A 15,177-nucleotide genomic window follows, 5' to 3' on the forward strand; every position below is an offset into this window, starting at 1 on the left:
CCGGGGTTTCAGACCCCGCGGCGGGCCAGCAGCACGTTGTCGTGCACGACTGCCTGCTGTCCTTCCGGCCCCTCCACAGTGCGCGGGATGGCCTCGGCCGTTTCAATCTCCCAGCCCAGAGCGTCAAGTCCCAGGGCCGCGGCGAGTTCGATTGCCGTCGGCAGCGCCGGATCGGGGGCCGGATGGCGGCCCCACGGCGGAAAGTCCTGGTGCCCGACGACGAGCAGGCGTCCGCGGGGTGCCACTGCGGCCACGGCGCGCTGCAGGATGGCGTCCCGGGGCAGTTCGGCGGGGGAGTGCAGGTACTGGGCGCAGACCAGATCGTAGCCGGGGCCGGATTCCGGAGTATTTAGGGCCCAGTCCGCGAGGTCGGCCTGGATCCAGGTGACCAAATCGCCGACGCCGGCGTCCCGGGCGTGGGAAGCAGCGCGTTCCAGTGCCACGGAGGAGATGTCCATACCGGTAACCTGCCAGCCCTGTCTCGCCAGCCAGACGGCATCGGCTCCTTCGCCGCAGCCGAGCTCCAAGGCCGTGCCCGGATTCAGGTTCTCGATTTCCCGGACAAACAGGGCATTGGGGTTACCGCTCCAAACCTGGTCCTTCTCGCGGTAGAAGCCGTCCCAGAATGCGTCCGGGTCCTGCGGCGGGGGTGCGTCGTCGTGGTGATGCATGACGTGAATTTTAGTCTGGTTTGTCCCCGGGTGCAGACCCCCCAGGTCCCGTGGACAAATAGAAAGGCCGGCACCGCCCCCTGGGGCTGCGGTGCCGGCCTTTCATCGTCGGTGGGGCGCTCTGTCCGCGCCGCTCTTAGTGCTGCGAGCGGCGGCTGCGGGCCGAGATCAACAGGGCCAGCGGGATCAGCAGCAGGACCACCGGGATCAGGACCGCCAGGATGGCCGGGGAGGTGAGGATTTCTCCCGGTGTCATGGCGGAGGTGCGTTCCAGCATGGTTCCGGCGCCGGCGGAGATTTCACCGTTGCCGTCGGCGAGCGTGACGGTGCCGTCGGCCAGCTTGCCGTTGCCTTCAGCCAGGTCCGCCGCGCCGGTCTTCAGCGTGGTGGTGCCGTCCTTGAGCGTCTTGGCACCGTCGTCCAGCTTGAGCATGCCTTCATTCAGCGAATCCGAACCGGAGAGCAGGCGGCCGGAGCCGTCGGCCAGCTTGGCGTTGCCCTCGGAGAGCGAGTAGGCGCCGGCTTCCAGCGTGCCGAGGCCGGTGGTGAGGGTTCCTGCACCGTTGGCGAGCTTCGCGTTGCCTTCGGAGAGGCTGTAGGCGCCGTTGCGGAGAGTTTCGATACCGGCGGCAAGTTCGCTTACGCCAGCCTTCACCTTGTTGGTACCTCCGGCGACCTGGTAAGCGCCGCCCTGGAGTTCCTTCGACCCTGCCGCGAGCTCCTGTGTTCCGGCGTGCAGTTTGGTCGCACCCGGCACGAGCCCTGGCTTGAGCGGCGTACCCTCACCCTTGTCGATGCCGATCTTGACCTGCTGGATACCGCCGTTGACCTCGGCTGCGCCAGCGGCAACCTTTTCGGCACCTGCTTCAAGTACTGGAAGCGACCCCGCCAGGGTACTCGCACCGTCAGAGAATCCGCGTGCTCCTGTGGCAAAGCCGCTCGCTCCTGCTACGAAGCCCGTAATCCCCGGCTGGAGCTTAGTGTTGCCCTCCGCGAGTGCCGCGGCAGTGGGCGAGACTGCCAGTGATGCGGCCTGCACCGCACGAACGTTTGCCAAGGCACGATCAATTGCGGCGTTCACATCCGCATCGGAGAGGGTCCCGGCTTGCCCGCTAATTGCGGTGAGTTCGTCAACGGCTCGCTTGGACGCACCAGCGGTCAGATCGAGTGCTTTGCCAACACCAGCGGCACCTGTGGCGAAACTGGTCAAACCAGGCGTCAGTTCCGCCGCACCGGCGGTCAGGCCGTCGGCACCAGCCTTGAGTTCCGTTGCACCAACAGTGAGGGGCCCAGAAGCAGCGCGGACCGCTTTGACGCCGTCGCTCACGTCCGCGGCTCCCTTAGCCAAAGCGGGAGCGCCCAGATCCTTGTCTGCGAGCTGGTCCACGCCTGCCTGAAGTTCCAGAGCGCCGTTCTTCAGGCGGAGTGCTCCAGCCTCAAGGTCCTGGGTTCCCTTTACTGCACGGTCGGTGCCGGCAGCGAGAGTCTGGGCGCCGCCGGCGAGGTAGGGAACGCCGGTCGCCGGATCGTTGAGCTGGGTCATGCCCTGGGACAGGCGCTCGGCACCCTCAGCCAGCTTGTTCGCACCCTCCGAAGCGGAGAACGCACCGTTGGTGAGCGTCGATGCGCCGGTGTAGGCATTCGTAGCACCGGTGGCGAGCTTGTTGGCACCCTCAGAAGCGGCAGCGGCGCCGTCGTTCAGGGTGGCCGCGCCCTCGTTCAGTGACGTGGCGCCGGTCTTGGCGGTGCCGATGCCCTTGGCCAGGGTGTCAGCGCCGTCGTCAAGCTTCGCGCTGCCGGCAGCAACCTTGTCGGCACCCTCCTTCGCAGCAGCAGCGCCGTCCTTCAGGTCGCCGGCACCGGCAGAGGCGCGCTCCGCTCCTTCGGACAGCTGGGCAGCACCGTTGGAGACCTGGTTCGTAAAGAGCACAAAGAAGGTCAGCAACAAGACCAGGAACAGGGCCAAGAGGCCGGTCAGAATGGTGTGCGGCCGGTTAGTGGACCGGCCGGACGTGGAACTCGTCATTGAATATCCCTTTTCTGGTTCAACTTCGGTCTTGAGACCGCTCGGACTGCGGGCAGTGCCGTGCTGGCCCCCGCCTTCTTGGTGCGCCGTCCAGGTCTGCCCTGCGTCATGTGGTGTCTTCTGCAGGGGTTACCGACGGGTAGGAATGTGATGTCGGTTACATCTAACTTACTCTTCGGTAACAACGCAAGGGTTTCGGAAAAATAGTTACCGGCCGGTAGGTTGCAGTTCCCGCACGAGTGTGATCTGACGTCAGGCGGCGTGTCGGATACTCCCGGCGGAACGGAATGCACCATGCTGGGGCGCACAGGCCGGTGCCGCCCTGGCGGCACCGGCCAGCCAATTGACGTGCTGGGTGAAACTGGGAGTGCAATATGAGCTGGCTGGACCGTGACCGCATCATCGCCCCGCCGGGGTTCAACCGATGGTTGATCCCTCCGGCAGCGCTGGCCGTTCATCTCTGCATCGGCCAGGCTTACGCCACCAGCGTGTACAAGACCGCATTGGTGGAGTACTTCGATGCCAGCCTCACGCAGATCGGCGTGATCTTCTCCGTCGCAATCGTGATGCTGGGCCTCTCGGCAGCCATCATGGGTACCTGGGTCGACCGGAACGGTCCCCGCAAAGCCATGTTCGTCTCGGCAGTCTTCTGGTCCGGCGGCTTTATGGTCGGGGCACTGGGTATCTTTACCCAGCAGCTCTGGCTCGTCTACGTGGGCTACGGATTCCTCGGCGGCATCGGGCTGGGCATCGGTTATATCTCGCCGGTCTCCACACTGATCAAGTGGTTTCCTGACCGGCCGGGCCTCGCCACAGGCATGGCAATCATGGGCTTCGGCGGCGGTGCACTGATCGCCAGCCCCGTCTCATCGGCTCTGCTGGCCTTCTACGATCCGGACTCCGGATCCCCCGGATGGGTGGCCAGCGGCGACGCCGTCGGCAAGCTTTTTCTCACGCTCGGCGTTGTCTACCTGGTCTATATGCTCTACGGGGCATGGACTATCAGGGTCCCCGCGGACGACTGGAAGCCGAAGGGTTTCGACCCGGCCACAGTGGCAAAGAAGCCGCTGGTCACCACGGCCAACGTGTCGGCGTCGAACGCCATCAAGACGAAGCAGTTCTGGCTGGTCTGGATCGTGCTGTTCTGCAATGTCACGGCGGGCATCGGCATTCTGGAACAAGCGGCGCCGATGATCCAGGATTTCTTCCGCCAGCCCGACGGCGCCTCCCTGGTCACCGCTGCGGTGGCCGGCGGCTTCGTTGGACTGCTCTCCATCGGCAACATGGGCGGCCGGTTCGTGTGGTCCTCCACCTCCGACGTCATCGGCCGCAAACGGATCTACATGGTCTACCTCGGGGTGGGCGCTGTCTGCTACGTGCTGCTGGCGCTCTTCGGATCCACGTCCACCATCCTGTACGTGCTGCTGGCCTTCGTGATCCTCTCCTTCTACGGAGGAGGATTCGCTACCGTTCCGGCCTACCTGCGGGACCTTTTCGGGACGTTCCAGGTGGGGGCCATCCACGGCCGGCTCCTTACCGCGTGGTCCGCGGCCGGAATAGCCGGACCGCTGATCGTGAATTCATTCCTCGATGCGCAGGGAACACCAGGTGAACTGACAGCCGAGGCCTATCAGCCTGCACTGCTAACCATGGTGGGACTGCTCATCATCGGCTTCATCGCCAACCTGCTGGTCAAACCAGTGGCCGACAAATACCACGAGTCCACGGGCAAGGCACGGGCCGCAGAATCGGATGCGCCCGCAGACGAGCAGCAGCCCGAGGCTGCCCCACAGGAAGGAAACCGATGAGCAAGGTTCAACTGACCATCAGCTGGCTGCTGGTAGGCATCCCGCTGGCCTACGGTGTTTTCCAGACGCTTACCAAGGCCGCAGCACTCTTCGGCTGAAGGAATGCACAGCCCGCGGCGCTCCAGCAGGCGCCGCGGGCTGTGTAATCCGGGGATCGGTGCAACGCTTGAAGGGCAAATCCATTCACCCGTGCGGGCGGGGTCTGCCTGCGCGGAGATAGGAGTACGCCATGAAGGCTCTTCAGTACCGCAGCATCGGCTCCGCCCCGGAAATCGTGGAGATCGACACTCCGGAGCCCGGACCCGGGCAGATCCGCTTGAAGGTGACCGCGGCCGGGGTGTGTCATTCGGACGAATACATCATGTCCCTGCCTGAGGACCAGTACATCTACGGGCTGCCCCTGACGCTGGGCCATGAAGGCGCCGGAACGGTGGACATGATCGGCGAGGGCGTGAAGCACATCGAAGAAGGACAGTCGATGGCCATCTACGGGCCCTGGGGCTGCGGTCTCTGCTACGAATGCTCCTCGGGCCGGGAAAACTACTGCCGGAATGCAGCCAAATACGGCATTGCCCCTCCCGGGCTCGGTGCCCCCGGAGCCATGGCCGAGTACATCATTGTGGACAGCGCCCGGCACCTGGTTCCGCTCGGCGACCTGGACCCGGTTCAGAACGTCTCCCTGACGGACGCAGGCCTGACTCCCTACCACGCGATCAAGGGATCCCTGGAAAAGCTGCCCTCGGGTTCCACCGCAGTCGTCATCGGAGTGGGCGGCCTGGGGCACGTGGCGATCCAGATCCTCCGCTCGCTCACCGCGGCGACCGTCGTCGCCCTGGACATCGACCCGGCGAAGCTGGACCTGGCGACCTCTGTGGGCGCCCAGTACGCCTTCCCGTCCGAACACGGGACGGTGGACATCATCAAGGACCTCACCCGGGGGCTGGGGGTGGACGCCGTCTTCGACTTCGTGACGAACCAGGCAACGCTGGACATGGGCCAGGCGATGGTCCGGTCGCAGGGTGACCAGGTACTGGTGGGAGTCGGCTCCGGCACGCTGAAGGTGGGCCTCACCGCGACAGCCTCGTGGGAGACCTCCATCCGTGCTCCCTACTGGGGCTCGCGGACTGAGCTGTTCGAAGTGCTGGACCTGGCCCGCGACGAAGGCCTCAACGTGCACACCGAAGTCTTCTCCCTCGAGGATGCTCCGGCGGCCTACGAGAAGCTGAAGAGCAACCAGCTTGTGGGCCGAGCGGTTGTAGTTCCGTAGGCATCGCCGGCAGGCTCAGGCCGAGCCGCCGGCGACCAGGAGCCCGCCGTCGAACGTAAGGATCTGCCCGGTGACCCAGGCGGCGTCGTCGGACGCGAGGAAGGCTGCTCCGGCCGCGACATCTTCCGGGCTGCCCAGCCGGCCCAGGGGATAGGACCGGGCAACCTTCTCCTCTCGGCCCTCATAAAGGGCCCGGGAGAAGCGGGTCCTGACGACGGCGGGTGCCAGCGCGTTCACGCGCACCGCCGGTGCGAGTTCGACGGCGAGGGAACGGGTGAGCTGCTCCAGCGCGGCCTTGCTGATCCAGTACCAGGCGATGCCCTTGGCTGGTGTTTGGGCGCTCACGGAGGACATATTGATCACCGACCCGCCTCCGTCCAGGAAACCGGCCCGGGGATGCCGGCAGGCCGCCTGCACCCAGCCCAGGGCAGCCAGGACATTCACTTCCATGATCTTCCGCGCCGCATCCAGGTCCAGGTCCAGCAGCGGACCGTAGACCGGATTAGTGCCCGCATTGTTCACGAGGACATCCAGCCGGCCGAACTCCCGGGCCACCAGGTCGAGGACCTCGCGCTGATGGATCGGATCTGCTGAGTTCCCCGCGGCAGTCAGGACCGTCCCCTCCGGGAAACCCGCAGCCGCGTCCAGGAGGGAGGCTCCTCGCGGGCGGTCAGGAGCACGCGGGCACCTTCGTCCACGAAGCGCCGGGCAATGGCAAGGCCAATACCGCGGCTTGCTCCGGTTACGACGGCGGTGCGGCCTTCCAGCCGGCGGAGGCGGCCGGACTGATGTCCGGCGGAGCTGTTCACGAAGGTCCCTCCCAACTGGCAGCCGTCTGGCTGGGGTGAGTCTGGTCCAGGGCCCGCTGGCGTGTCAAGGCATACGGTGGCCGGAAGCACCGGATCCGGACGGGTCAAAGCACCCACGTTCCATTGACGCCCAAGACAGCGTGTCATTAGGGTCGAGCACAACCTCAGCGGCGATGGCGCCACTGGACCCAGCCAGGGGAGGCCCACCATGCCGCTCTACGCCTACCGCTGTTCCCACTGCAGCGATTTCGAGCTCCACTCACCCATGCAGCAGGTTCGCGATGAAGTCCCCTGCCCGGACTGCGGCGGGGCGTCGAAGCGGCTCATCACCGCACCGTACCTTTCCAGGGCCTCGTCGAGTGCCTACAAGCTGATCGAAGGCACCGCACGCACTGCCGCTGAACCAGCAGTGGTGACTTCGCCCGGGGCATGGCCCCGCCGAAGCAGCGGGACAACCTCCAATCCGCTGCACCAAAAGCTCCCCAGGCCTGACTAGCTCCCGGACCTGTTCGGCTCCATATGTCTGACTAAGGACGCAGTATCCCCTCGAAGGAGAAATTATGCCGAAAGTCGTCTTCCCGCTGGATTCTTCGAAAAAGTTCGAGGACCAGGAAAAACCGGGCCATAACCGGTGGCACCCGGAAATCCCGCCGGTGGCGGTGGTAAAGCCCGGGGAGTCCTTCCGCGTTGACTGCCGGGAATGGTTCGACGGTGCGATCGTCAACGACGATTCCGCCGAGGACATCCTGAACGCACCGCTGCTTACCGTACACAAACTCAGCGGACCCTTCGGTGTGGAAGGAGCCAAACCCGGAGACCTGCTGGTGGTGGACATCCTGGATGTCGGGCCGATTCCGCAGGAGGACTCCGGTCCGCTGGCAGGGCAGGGCTGGGGCTACACCGGGATCTTCGCAAAAGAGAACGGCGGCGGGTTCCTCACTGATCAGTTCCCGGACGCCTACAAGGCGATCTGGGACTTCAACGGCCAGACCGCAACCTCCCGCCACGTTCCCGGCGTCTCCTTTACCGGCCTGATCCACCCGGGCCTGATGGGCACCGCGCCGTCGGCCGCCCTGCTCGCGAAGTGGAACAAGCGCGAGGGAGACCTGATCGCCACCGATCCCCAGCGGGTCCCGCCGCTCGCGCTGCCGCCTGAAGCTGAACATGCCGTACTGGGCGGTGTGCCACGGGATGACTGGGCCCGGGTGGGCGGCGAAGCTGCGCGCACCGCACCTCCGCGGGAGAACGGCGGCAACCAGGACATCAAGAACCTCTCCAAGGGATCCCGGATCTTTTATCCGGTCTTCGTGGACGGCGCCAACCTGTCCGTGGGGGACCTGCACTTCTCCCAGGGCGACGGCGAGATCACCTTCTGCGGTGCCATCGAGATGGGCGGGTTCATCGACCTGCGCGTGGACATCATCAAGGGCGGGATGGACACGTACGGCGTCCACGAGAATGCGATCTTCATGCCGGGCAACGTGGACCCGCAGTTCAGCGAGTGGATAGCGTTTTCCGGCACCTCGGTGACGCTCGACGGCGAGCAGCGGTACCTCGATTCGCACCTGTCCTACCAGCGGGCCTGCCTGCATGCGATCGACTACCTGACCAAGTTCGGCTACAGCCCGGAGCAGGCGTACCTGCTGCTCGGAGCCGCACCGATCGAGGGCCGGCTTTCCGGCGTCGTGGACATCCCGAACTCATGTTCCACGGTGTACATCCCGACGTCGATCTTTGACTTCGATGTGCGCCCGTCGGCCTCCGGGCCGTCCCAGATTGATCCCGGCATCGGAGCACCGCACGCCTCGAACCGCTGAGCAGTCAACCCGACGAACTGCCTGCCCCGGAGCCCGTCCGGGGCAGGCAGCCTGGTGCCTGGGCCCTTTCTGCCGCCCATTCCTGGGCAAGCCGGCATGCGGTGCCGTAGTGGCCAGGTTCCGGCACAAGGACGAGCCTGTTTGCATGGTCACTGTATTGGACCAGAATGTTGACCCCGCAGTCTCCGAGCTGTTTGGCCAGTGCTCCAAGCTGTCCGGGCGTGCCCTGATCCAGCTTCACCGTAACGACGGGGCTGACGGTCACCTGCCCCATCCCGGCGGATTCCAGTGCTGCCTGGGCCGTAGCCGCATCATTGACCAGGAAATGGGCGACGCCAGACCCATGGTGGGTGAACACACCGCCGCCCTCAAGGCTCACTCCAGCGCGGCCGAGCACCTCGCCGAACTCTCCCAGTGCTCCCGGTCGGTTCGGCAGGGTGAGACCGATGTCCCGCGGGCTATTCATGCTTCGGCCACCGTGGGCTGCAACCGAACCCGGCAATTTAGGGTGTTCCCGATGTAGCACCCGCGGTGTGCCTGTTCGAGGGCGGTCCGCACACTCTTGTGGTCCGTTCCTGCCGGGACCCGGATGGTAGGGCTCAGGACAACTTCCGTCATCCGAACTGGTTCGGTGCCGGTGTCCAGGACGGAAGCCGCCCTGTCCTCGTAGGAGCGGATATCGAGCCCGGTCCGACTGGCCAGCGCCAGGAAGGACAGAAGCAGACAGGAACTCGCTGCTGCGGTCAGAAGCTGTTCAGGATTGAGCAATTCCTGATCTCCCCGGAAAACAGGGTCGGCGCTGAGGCGAAGTTCCTGTGCAGCAGGCGGAGCAGCGGCAGAGTGGTCTCGGGAGTAGGAACGATAGCCTCCGGCTGTCGTTCCGTTCCATGCAATGTGGGCACTGTATGTGTGCTGTGTCATGGATGGACCGTACTGCCGCAACTGTTCGGTATACGCCGAAGAATGCCGGACGTACAGTGATGCCGTGGGCAGGGATTTCACGGCGCTGGGACACGCGCTTTCCGCGGCGGCGCGGTCAACGATACTGAATCTGCTGATGGACGGGAGCAGTCGTCCTGCCTCTGAGCTTGCTGCGGCCGCCCGCGTCAGCCCCTCAACCGCCAGCGAGCATCTCAGAATACTGGTCGACGCAGGATTGGTCTCTGCCGCTTCGAGGGGCCGCCAGCGGTTCTACCGGGTGAAGGACCCTGCAGTTGCCCAGGCCTTGGAGCATCTGGGCACTTTATGCGCCGAGACACCCGTTGTCTCCTACCGGCAGAGCACTGATGCGCGTCGGCTCGCCCAGGCCCGCCTCTGCTATGACCACCTCGCCGGGCGCCTGGGAGTCGCCCTCACGGACTCGATGACGGCAATGCTCTGGTTGTCCGCTGAGGAGGGAAGCCTCTGGGTTACGGAAACCGGCATGGATGGGCTGGCTTCCTTGGGAATCGTGCTGCTCAGCGACCAGCCGAGCAGGCGTCCGCTGTGCCGTTCCTGTCCCGACTGGACGGAAAGACGCCCCCACGTTGCCGGGCGCCTGGGTGCGCTGCTGGCCGGCCACGCCCTCACCCGCGAGTGGGTCAGGCCCGCCGCCAGGAGCCGGGGCCTCACGATTACCCCTCACGGTGCAGCGGCGTTCAAACTCCACTGGGGTGTAGACCTGCAGGGCGGTCAGGTCTGAGAATTCCACTGCGCCTTCCTCCCCGGACCCGGCGATTCGGGGCAGGGGAGGACCGCAGGAGGCTACCGGTAGTTCCGGTGCAGGTTCTCCTTCGGAGTGCCGTCCGTGGCCGTGGTCGAGATCCAGGGGCCGGTGCCCTCGGATTGGTCCAGCACGCCTTCTTCCAGCCACGTGTAGTTTCCGTCGAGGACCTTCTTGGACAGCCGGTGGTCCTCGGGATCCGAGTTGTTCCAGAGTTCGGTGAACAGGGCGTCCACCCGCACCCGGGACTGGGTGCAGAAGGTGTCTGCCAGCTCGTAGGCTGAGGCGCCTTCAGCCGGATCATTCTGCCGGATGGTCTCGGCCCTCATGCAGGACGCGGACATGGCGAACAGTTCCGCACCGATGTCCACGATCCGTCCGAGGAACGCCTGGTGGTGTTCCAGCCCGGCCTGCCAGCGTGCCATGCCGTAGAAGGTGGAGCGGGCGAGCCTCCGGGAGGCGCGCTCGGCAAAGCGCAGGTGCTTGGCCAACGGCCCGAAGTCGGCGTACGACGTCGGCACGTTGCCGTGGCCGACGGCCAGGGTGGGCAGCCACTTGCCATAGAAGCCGCTGGCTTTGGCGCCTGCCTTCACCTTGCTGGTCAGGGATGCGTCCGCGACGGCCAGGTCGCCGGCGGCTTTCAGGTGGGCGTCCACTGCTTCCCGGGCAATCAGCAGGTGCATGATCTCCGTGGAACCTTCGAAGACGCGGTTGATGCGCTGGTCGCGCAGCTGCTGCTCGGCCGCTACGGCACGTTCGCCGCGGGCAGCGAGGGAGGCCGCTGTCTCGAACCCGCGTCCGCCGCGGACCTGGACCAGCTCATCGGCAATGTTGTAGGCCATTTCGCTGGCCCACAGCTTCGCCAGCGCTGCTTCAATGCGGATGTCCTTGGTTCCGGCGTCGGCCATTTCCGCCGAGAGCTCGAACACCGCCTCCAGGGCGAACGTGGTGGCGGCGATGAAGGCCAGTTTCTTGCCCACGGCCTCATGCCTGCCAATGGGCCGGCCCCACTGCTCGCGGGCGCCGGACCAGCCGCGGGCGATCTTCAGTGACCATTTGGCTCCTGCAGTACACATGGCCGGGATGGAAAGCCGCCCGGTGTTCAGCGTCGTCAGGGCGATCTTCAGTCCCTGGCCCTCCCTGCCCACCCGGTTCGCGGCCGGGACCCGCACGCCGCGCAGCCGGGTGACACCGTTTTCAATGCCGCGCAGGCCCATGAAGTTGTTGCGGTTCTCTACGGTGATTCCCGGAGCATCCATTTCCACGATGAAGGCGCTGATGCCGCCCTTCTGGCCGTCGTGCGGCGGGACCGCCGCCATGACTACCACCAGTTCAGCGATCACGCCGTTGGTGGTCCAGAGCTTCACACCGTCCAGCACATATTCGCTGCCGTCTTCCGAGGGCACCGCCGTGGTGCGCATCCTCGCCGGGTCCGAACCGACGTCGGGCTCAGTGAGCAGGAAGGCGGTGATGGCGCCGGCGGCGCAGCGCGGCAGGTACTCCCGGCGCTGTTCCTCAGTGCCGAAAACCTTCACCGGTTCCGGAACACCGATGGAAAGATCCGCAGAAACGAGAGCGCCGAGACTGGGATGGACGCTGCCCAGGATCATCAGGGCGCGCCCGTAGTAGAGCAGTGAAAGGCCCAGCCCGCCGTACTTTTGCGGGATCTTGATCCCGAAGACGCCCAGCTCGGCGAGTCCCGCGAGGTAGTCATCCGGAATGACGCCGGTTTGTTCAATGAGCTGGCCGTCCATGGTGGTGCAGTAGGCGGTCAGGTCCGCCAGGAACTTTTCAGCCCGCTCCACCTCGGCGGGAGGGAGGGGCGGATGCGGGCGGATCAGGGAGAGGTCGAAATCGCCCATGTAGATTCCCTTGGCGAAACTCGGCCGTGCCTCATCGGTAATCCGGGACGCTTCGGCGACGTCGCGCGCGTCCTTTTCACTCACGCTGCGTTCACGCAGCCTGCGGACTGAATCGTCTTCTCCGGTGTTTTGGGCATCCTGCAAGTTCGTGGAACTCATGTGTTTCCCCTAGGTCAGGGCCGCTCCCCCTGCAGCCTCGGCTGGCTGTGCCGACCATGCTACGCGTTCCTACTGGCCGGTAAAGGGGAAGCGGAAGAACCGGAGTACGCCGGGATGAAACACCTTTCCGGCGCCGGAGCGGCGCCGTCCGCGGAACGCAGCGCAGCGGAACGCAGTGCAGACTCAGCTGCGGGTGGACGCAGCCGCCGAAACGGGTAGGGTACCCGGCATGGCTTGGATGGAGACCGAACGGCAGGCACTCGTGCAGACGCTTCACGGCACCGACCCGGACGCGCCCACCCTGTGCGGGGGATGGAACGTCTCGCGGCTGCTGGCCCACCTGGTCCTGCGGGACCAGGAACCCTGGAAGCTCGTCGGGGATATCCTCCGGCGCGATCCTCCGGGCCGGGAGAAGGCACTGGGGGTCCTGGCCGAAGAAGCACGCACCGACGCCGGGTACCGTGCACTGGTTGACCGCTTCGCGGCCGGACCGGCGGCCTGGTCGCCGGTGGGCTGGGGCGGGGATGCAGCCAACCTCATCGAATACGTGGTGCACCACGAAGACATCCGCCGCGGCGCCGGGGACGTTCCGCCCCGTGAACTGCCGCGCGGAGAGGAAGCCGAGCTGCGGCGCCGGCTTCCCGTGATGGCTAAGCTCCTTTATCTGCGCAGCCCCGTCGGCGTCGTCCTGGAACTGCCAACAGGGGAACAGGCACGGGTCCGGTCAGGAGAGAAGTACGTGACGGTCTCCGGCGGGATCGTTGAACTGGTCCTCCACACTCTGGGGCGCAGGAAAAACGCCCGGGTGGATATCGCTGGAGATTTCGAGGCACAGCGGGCATTTGCACGCTTCACCAGCCCTAACAGACCCCAGGGTTGACACCTTCCCCCCGGTGGCGGTTTGGATTGTAAGTATACTGAGTATTCAGACGCCAAAGTAAAGCTATCTCAGGGGGACCAGGGAAATGCAGAACGAGGGGGACTGGGAAGCCATCCGCTTGTTGTCCACGGCGGCGAGGATGCTGCGCCGCGAAATGGATAACAGCCTGCGCGCCATGGGGTTGACCCAGGAGCGTGTCACAGCGCTGAAGGTCCTGCGCGATGCGGGGCCGATGCGGCGGGCGGAGCTGGCCCGAAGATTGCGCGTTACGGCGCAGACACTGGGTACGACGCTCGTGAGCATGCGCGAACAGGGGCTCGTGAAGGAACTTGGCGACGGGGCCGGAGATGCTCCCCGCCGCGCTGTGGAGATCTCTGAGCGCGGCCGCGTGGCTCTGGATAACGCGATCAAGCTGGAGGGCCAAAGCCTCACCGCCGAGCTCCGTCCAGCCCTGCGGAAGGAACTGATCATGCTGATCACCGAACTCGAGAGCAACCGCCAGTACGGCATCGCCGGGACGGCCGGAGCCTCCTAGGAAATCCGCCGGCCGGCAGGTGCACGGCTGCGCGGTAACGTTGAATCCATGAGTGAAGGCATCCGGGTAGCGGCAGCAGACGAAATCGGTGAGGGCGAGGCAGTTACCGTCGACGCACGTGTTGCGGGGACGGCAGACGACATCGCCGTCTTCCACAGCGACGACGGCAACTTCTACGCCCTGAATGACACCTGCACCCATGAAGAGGCTTCGCTGGCCGAAGGCTGGATTGAAGACGGCGAGGTGGAATGCCCGGTGCATTCGGCCCGCTTCTGCCTCAAGACGGGGCAGGCGCTGTGCCTTCCGGCCACCGTGAACGCGGTGGCGCACCGGGTGGAAGTCGTTGATGGAGACGTCATCCTGCACCCGGGTGACGCTCCCGCCGGTTCCTAGCGGTGGAGGACTTCACTTCGGGTTCCGGTGCCGCCCGGTCCGTGCTGATTATCGGCGCCGGCCCTGCTGGGTTCAGCGCTGCCGCGGAACTGCGCCGCCGGGGCTTTGACGGGACGATTGACCTCATCGATCCATCGGGGGAGGCCTACGACAGGCCCCCGCTCAGCAAGGCGTACCTTGCCGGCAGCCTGGACCGCGGTGCCCTTGCCCTCGCCGGGCCGGACTGGTTCCAGGAGAACTCCGTGCGCATCACTGCAGGCACGGCCGAGCGGATTGCCCCGGACAGCGGCACCGTCACTTTGGCCGGAGGCGGCCTGCTGCACGCCGACGCCCTGCTGCTCGCCACCGGAGGCACAGCGCGCAAGCCGCTTTTCCCCGGCGCCTCGCTGGTCCAAACGCTGCGTAACCGGGACGACGCCGATGCCCTCCGGGCCACGCTCGGCCCCGGCAAGCGGCTGGCCGTCATCGGCGCAGGACTGATCGGCGCGGAAGTGGCCTCCACCGCCGTGTCCCTGGGTTCCGCCGTCGTGCTGATCGATCCGGTGCCCGTTCCGCTGGTGCCGGCATTCGGCCCTGAACTGGCCGCACACCTGCATGGAATGCATGCCGCCGCCGGGGTCGAAACCCGGACAGGACTCCCCGTGGACGTCGTGGAAGAGGACGAGGGCCTGGCCGTGCTCATGGACGACGGGTCGCTGACAGCGGCCGACGCTGTCCTTGCCGCCGTCGGCATGGAACCCGATACTGCGCTCGCCGAGGCCGCCGGGATCAGGGTAGACGGCGGCGTGCTCGTCGACGCCCGCGGCCGCACCAGCCATCCGCGCGTTTTCGCCGCCGGGGACGCTGTCCGCCGGACGACTGCCGGAATGCCGGAACGCAGGAACGAGCACTGGGATGCGGCCGTCCGTTCGGGCCAGGCTGCCGCCGCAGGCATCCTGGGGCAGGAGCCGGAAGCTGATGCCGTGCCGTGGTTCTGGACCGACCGCTATGGTGTGCACGCTGAAGCCGTGGGCAGCCTGAACGGGAAAGGCACAACCGTGCGCCGCGGAATCCCCGGCCCGGGTTACGTTGTCTTCCAGATCTCACCGGCCGGCGCACTGGCCGGCGCTGCAGGGATCGACGCCGGCCAGGCCCTTCGCGCCGCACGCCGCCTGATTGCGCTTGGCACACCCGTGGATCCGCTCGAACTCGCCGACCCGGCCACCGACCTGCGGCGCCTGGCCCGGTCCCGCCGCTGACCAGCACGCC

17 protein-coding genes are annotated in these 15,177 nt (G+C 66.0%); 10 read left to right on the top strand and 7 right to left on the bottom strand.

Going from position 1 to position 15,177, the window contains the following annotated elements; genetic code table 11:
- Positions 1-8 precede the first annotated feature (8 nt).
- Entirely contained in the window at positions 9-671 is a 663-nt protein-coding gene (locus LOC59_RS01305; RefSeq protein WP_227915669.1) for a class I SAM-dependent methyltransferase, read from the bottom strand.
- A 136-nt stretch (positions 672-807) separates the two neighbouring features.
- A complete protein-coding gene (locus tag LOC59_RS01310) occupies positions 808-2,697 on the bottom strand; it encodes a hypothetical protein (protein WP_229970296.1) in 1,890 nt (629 codons plus the stop codon).
- 374 nt (positions 2,698-3,071) lie between these two features.
- Between LOC59_RS01310 and LOC59_RS01315 the strand changes: the two genes are divergently transcribed.
- The 3 genes from LOC59_RS01315 to LOC59_RS01320 all read left to right on the top strand — a co-directional run bounded on the left by LOC59_RS01315 (position 3,072) and on the right by LOC59_RS01320 (position 5,772).
- Positions 3,072-4,505 (top strand): OFA family MFS transporter, encoded by a 1,434-nt coding sequence (locus tag LOC59_RS01315; RefSeq protein ID WP_229970298.1) that lies wholly within the window; start codon positions 3,072-3,074, stop codon positions 4,503-4,505.
- Positions 4,502-4,603 carry an MFS transporter small subunit gene (locus tag LOC59_RS16825; protein ID WP_423720916.1) on the top strand — a complete coding sequence of 34 codons (102 nt, stop codon included), beginning with the start codon at positions 4,502-4,504 and terminating at the stop codon, positions 4,601-4,603. The genes LOC59_RS01315 and LOC59_RS16825 overlap by 4 nt, the downstream gene beginning before the upstream one ends.
- A 131-nt stretch (positions 4,604-4,734) precedes the next feature.
- Positions 4,735-5,772: an NAD(P)-dependent alcohol dehydrogenase gene (locus LOC59_RS01320; RefSeq protein ID WP_227893969.1), complete on the top strand. Its 1,038-nt coding sequence runs from the start codon at positions 4,735-4,737 to the stop codon at positions 5,770-5,772.
- A gap of 15 nt (positions 5,773-5,787) precedes the next feature.
- Here the strand turns inward: LOC59_RS01320 and LOC59_RS01325 are convergent, their stop codons facing one another.
- Both LOC59_RS01325 and LOC59_RS16725 read right to left on the bottom strand, forming a co-directional pair.
- The gene (locus LOC59_RS01325) at positions 5,788-6,420 is read right to left on the bottom strand and encodes an SDR family oxidoreductase (RefSeq protein ID WP_331460400.1); all 633 of its coding nucleotides are present in this window, start codon (positions 6,418-6,420) and stop codon (positions 5,788-5,790) included.
- The gene (locus LOC59_RS16725) at positions 6,381-6,581 is read right to left on the bottom strand and encodes an SDR family NAD(P)-dependent oxidoreductase (RefSeq protein WP_331460384.1); all 201 of its coding nucleotides are present in this window, start codon (positions 6,579-6,581) and stop codon (positions 6,381-6,383) included. The genes LOC59_RS01325 and LOC59_RS16725 overlap by 40 nt, the downstream gene beginning before the upstream one ends.
- Before the next feature lie 208 nt (positions 6,582-6,789).
- Between LOC59_RS16725 and LOC59_RS01330 the strand changes: the two genes are divergently transcribed.
- Together LOC59_RS01330 and fmdA are read left to right on the top strand one after the other, a co-directional pair.
- On the top strand, positions 6,790-7,077 hold the full coding sequence (locus LOC59_RS01330) for an FmdB family zinc ribbon protein (protein ID WP_227893971.1): 288 nt from the start codon (positions 6,790-6,792) through the stop codon (positions 7,075-7,077).
- A 64-nt stretch (positions 7,078-7,141) separates the two neighbouring features.
- Complete coding sequence (gene fmdA / locus LOC59_RS01335; RefSeq protein ID WP_229970300.1) at positions 7,142-8,398, top strand: formamidase; 1,257 nt, start codon at positions 7,142-7,144, stop codon at positions 8,396-8,398.
- 4 nt (positions 8,399-8,402) lie between these two features.
- Here fmdA and LOC59_RS01340 read toward each other — a convergent pair whose 3' ends face one another.
- Complete coding sequence (locus LOC59_RS01340; RefSeq protein WP_229970302.1) at positions 8,403-8,864, bottom strand: hypothetical protein; 462 nt, start codon at positions 8,862-8,864, stop codon at positions 8,403-8,405.
- Positions 8,861-9,319: an OsmC family protein gene (locus LOC59_RS16830; RefSeq protein WP_227893974.1), complete on the bottom strand. Its 459-nt coding sequence runs from the start codon at positions 9,317-9,319 to the stop codon at positions 8,861-8,863. The genes LOC59_RS01340 and LOC59_RS16830 overlap by 4 nt, the downstream gene beginning before the upstream one ends.
- Before the next feature lie 64 nt (positions 9,320-9,383).
- Between LOC59_RS16830 and LOC59_RS01345 the strand changes: the two genes are divergently transcribed.
- Positions 9,384-10,079 (top strand): ArsR/SmtB family transcription factor, encoded by a 696-nt coding sequence (locus LOC59_RS01345; RefSeq protein WP_229970304.1) that lies wholly within the window; start codon positions 9,384-9,386, stop codon positions 10,077-10,079.
- Positions 10,080-10,141: 62 nt separating this feature from the next.
- On the opposite strand, the gene LOC59_RS01350 is transcribed toward LOC59_RS01345, so the two are convergent.
- The gene (locus LOC59_RS01350) at positions 10,142-12,121 is read right to left on the bottom strand and encodes an acyl-CoA dehydrogenase family protein (protein ID WP_229970306.1); all 1,980 of its coding nucleotides are present in this window, start codon (positions 12,119-12,121) and stop codon (positions 10,142-10,144) included.
- 229 nt (positions 12,122-12,350) lie between these two features.
- Between LOC59_RS01350 and LOC59_RS01355 the strand changes: the two genes are divergently transcribed.
- The 4 genes from LOC59_RS01355 (at position 12,351) to LOC59_RS01370 (ending at position 15,167) form a co-directional block, all read left to right on the top strand.
- The gene (locus tag LOC59_RS01355) at positions 12,351-13,001 is read left to right on the top strand and encodes a TIGR03085 family metal-binding protein (RefSeq protein WP_229970308.1); all 651 of its coding nucleotides are present in this window, start codon (positions 12,351-12,353) and stop codon (positions 12,999-13,001) included.
- Between the two features lie 85 nt (positions 13,002-13,086).
- On the top strand, positions 13,087-13,536 hold the full coding sequence (locus LOC59_RS01360) for a MarR family transcriptional regulator (RefSeq protein WP_229970310.1): 450 nt from the start codon (positions 13,087-13,089) through the stop codon (positions 13,534-13,536).
- A gap of 48 nt (positions 13,537-13,584) precedes the next feature.
- Positions 13,585-13,929 carry a bifunctional 3-phenylpropionate/cinnamic acid dioxygenase ferredoxin subunit gene (locus LOC59_RS01365; RefSeq protein WP_229970312.1) on the top strand — a complete coding sequence of 115 codons (345 nt, stop codon included), beginning with the start codon at positions 13,585-13,587 and terminating at the stop codon, positions 13,927-13,929.
- Between the two features lie 2 nt (positions 13,930-13,931).
- On the top strand, positions 13,932-15,167 hold the full coding sequence (locus LOC59_RS01370; protein ID WP_229970314.1) for an NAD(P)/FAD-dependent oxidoreductase: 1,236 nt from the start codon (positions 13,932-13,934) through the stop codon (positions 15,165-15,167).
- Positions 15,168-15,177 lie beyond the last annotated feature (10 nt).

Source organism: Arthrobacter sp. zg-Y916 (genome assembly GCF_020907385.1).
GTDB lineage: Bacteria > Actinomycetota > Actinomycetes > Actinomycetales > Micrococcaceae > Arthrobacter_B > Arthrobacter_B caoxuetaonis.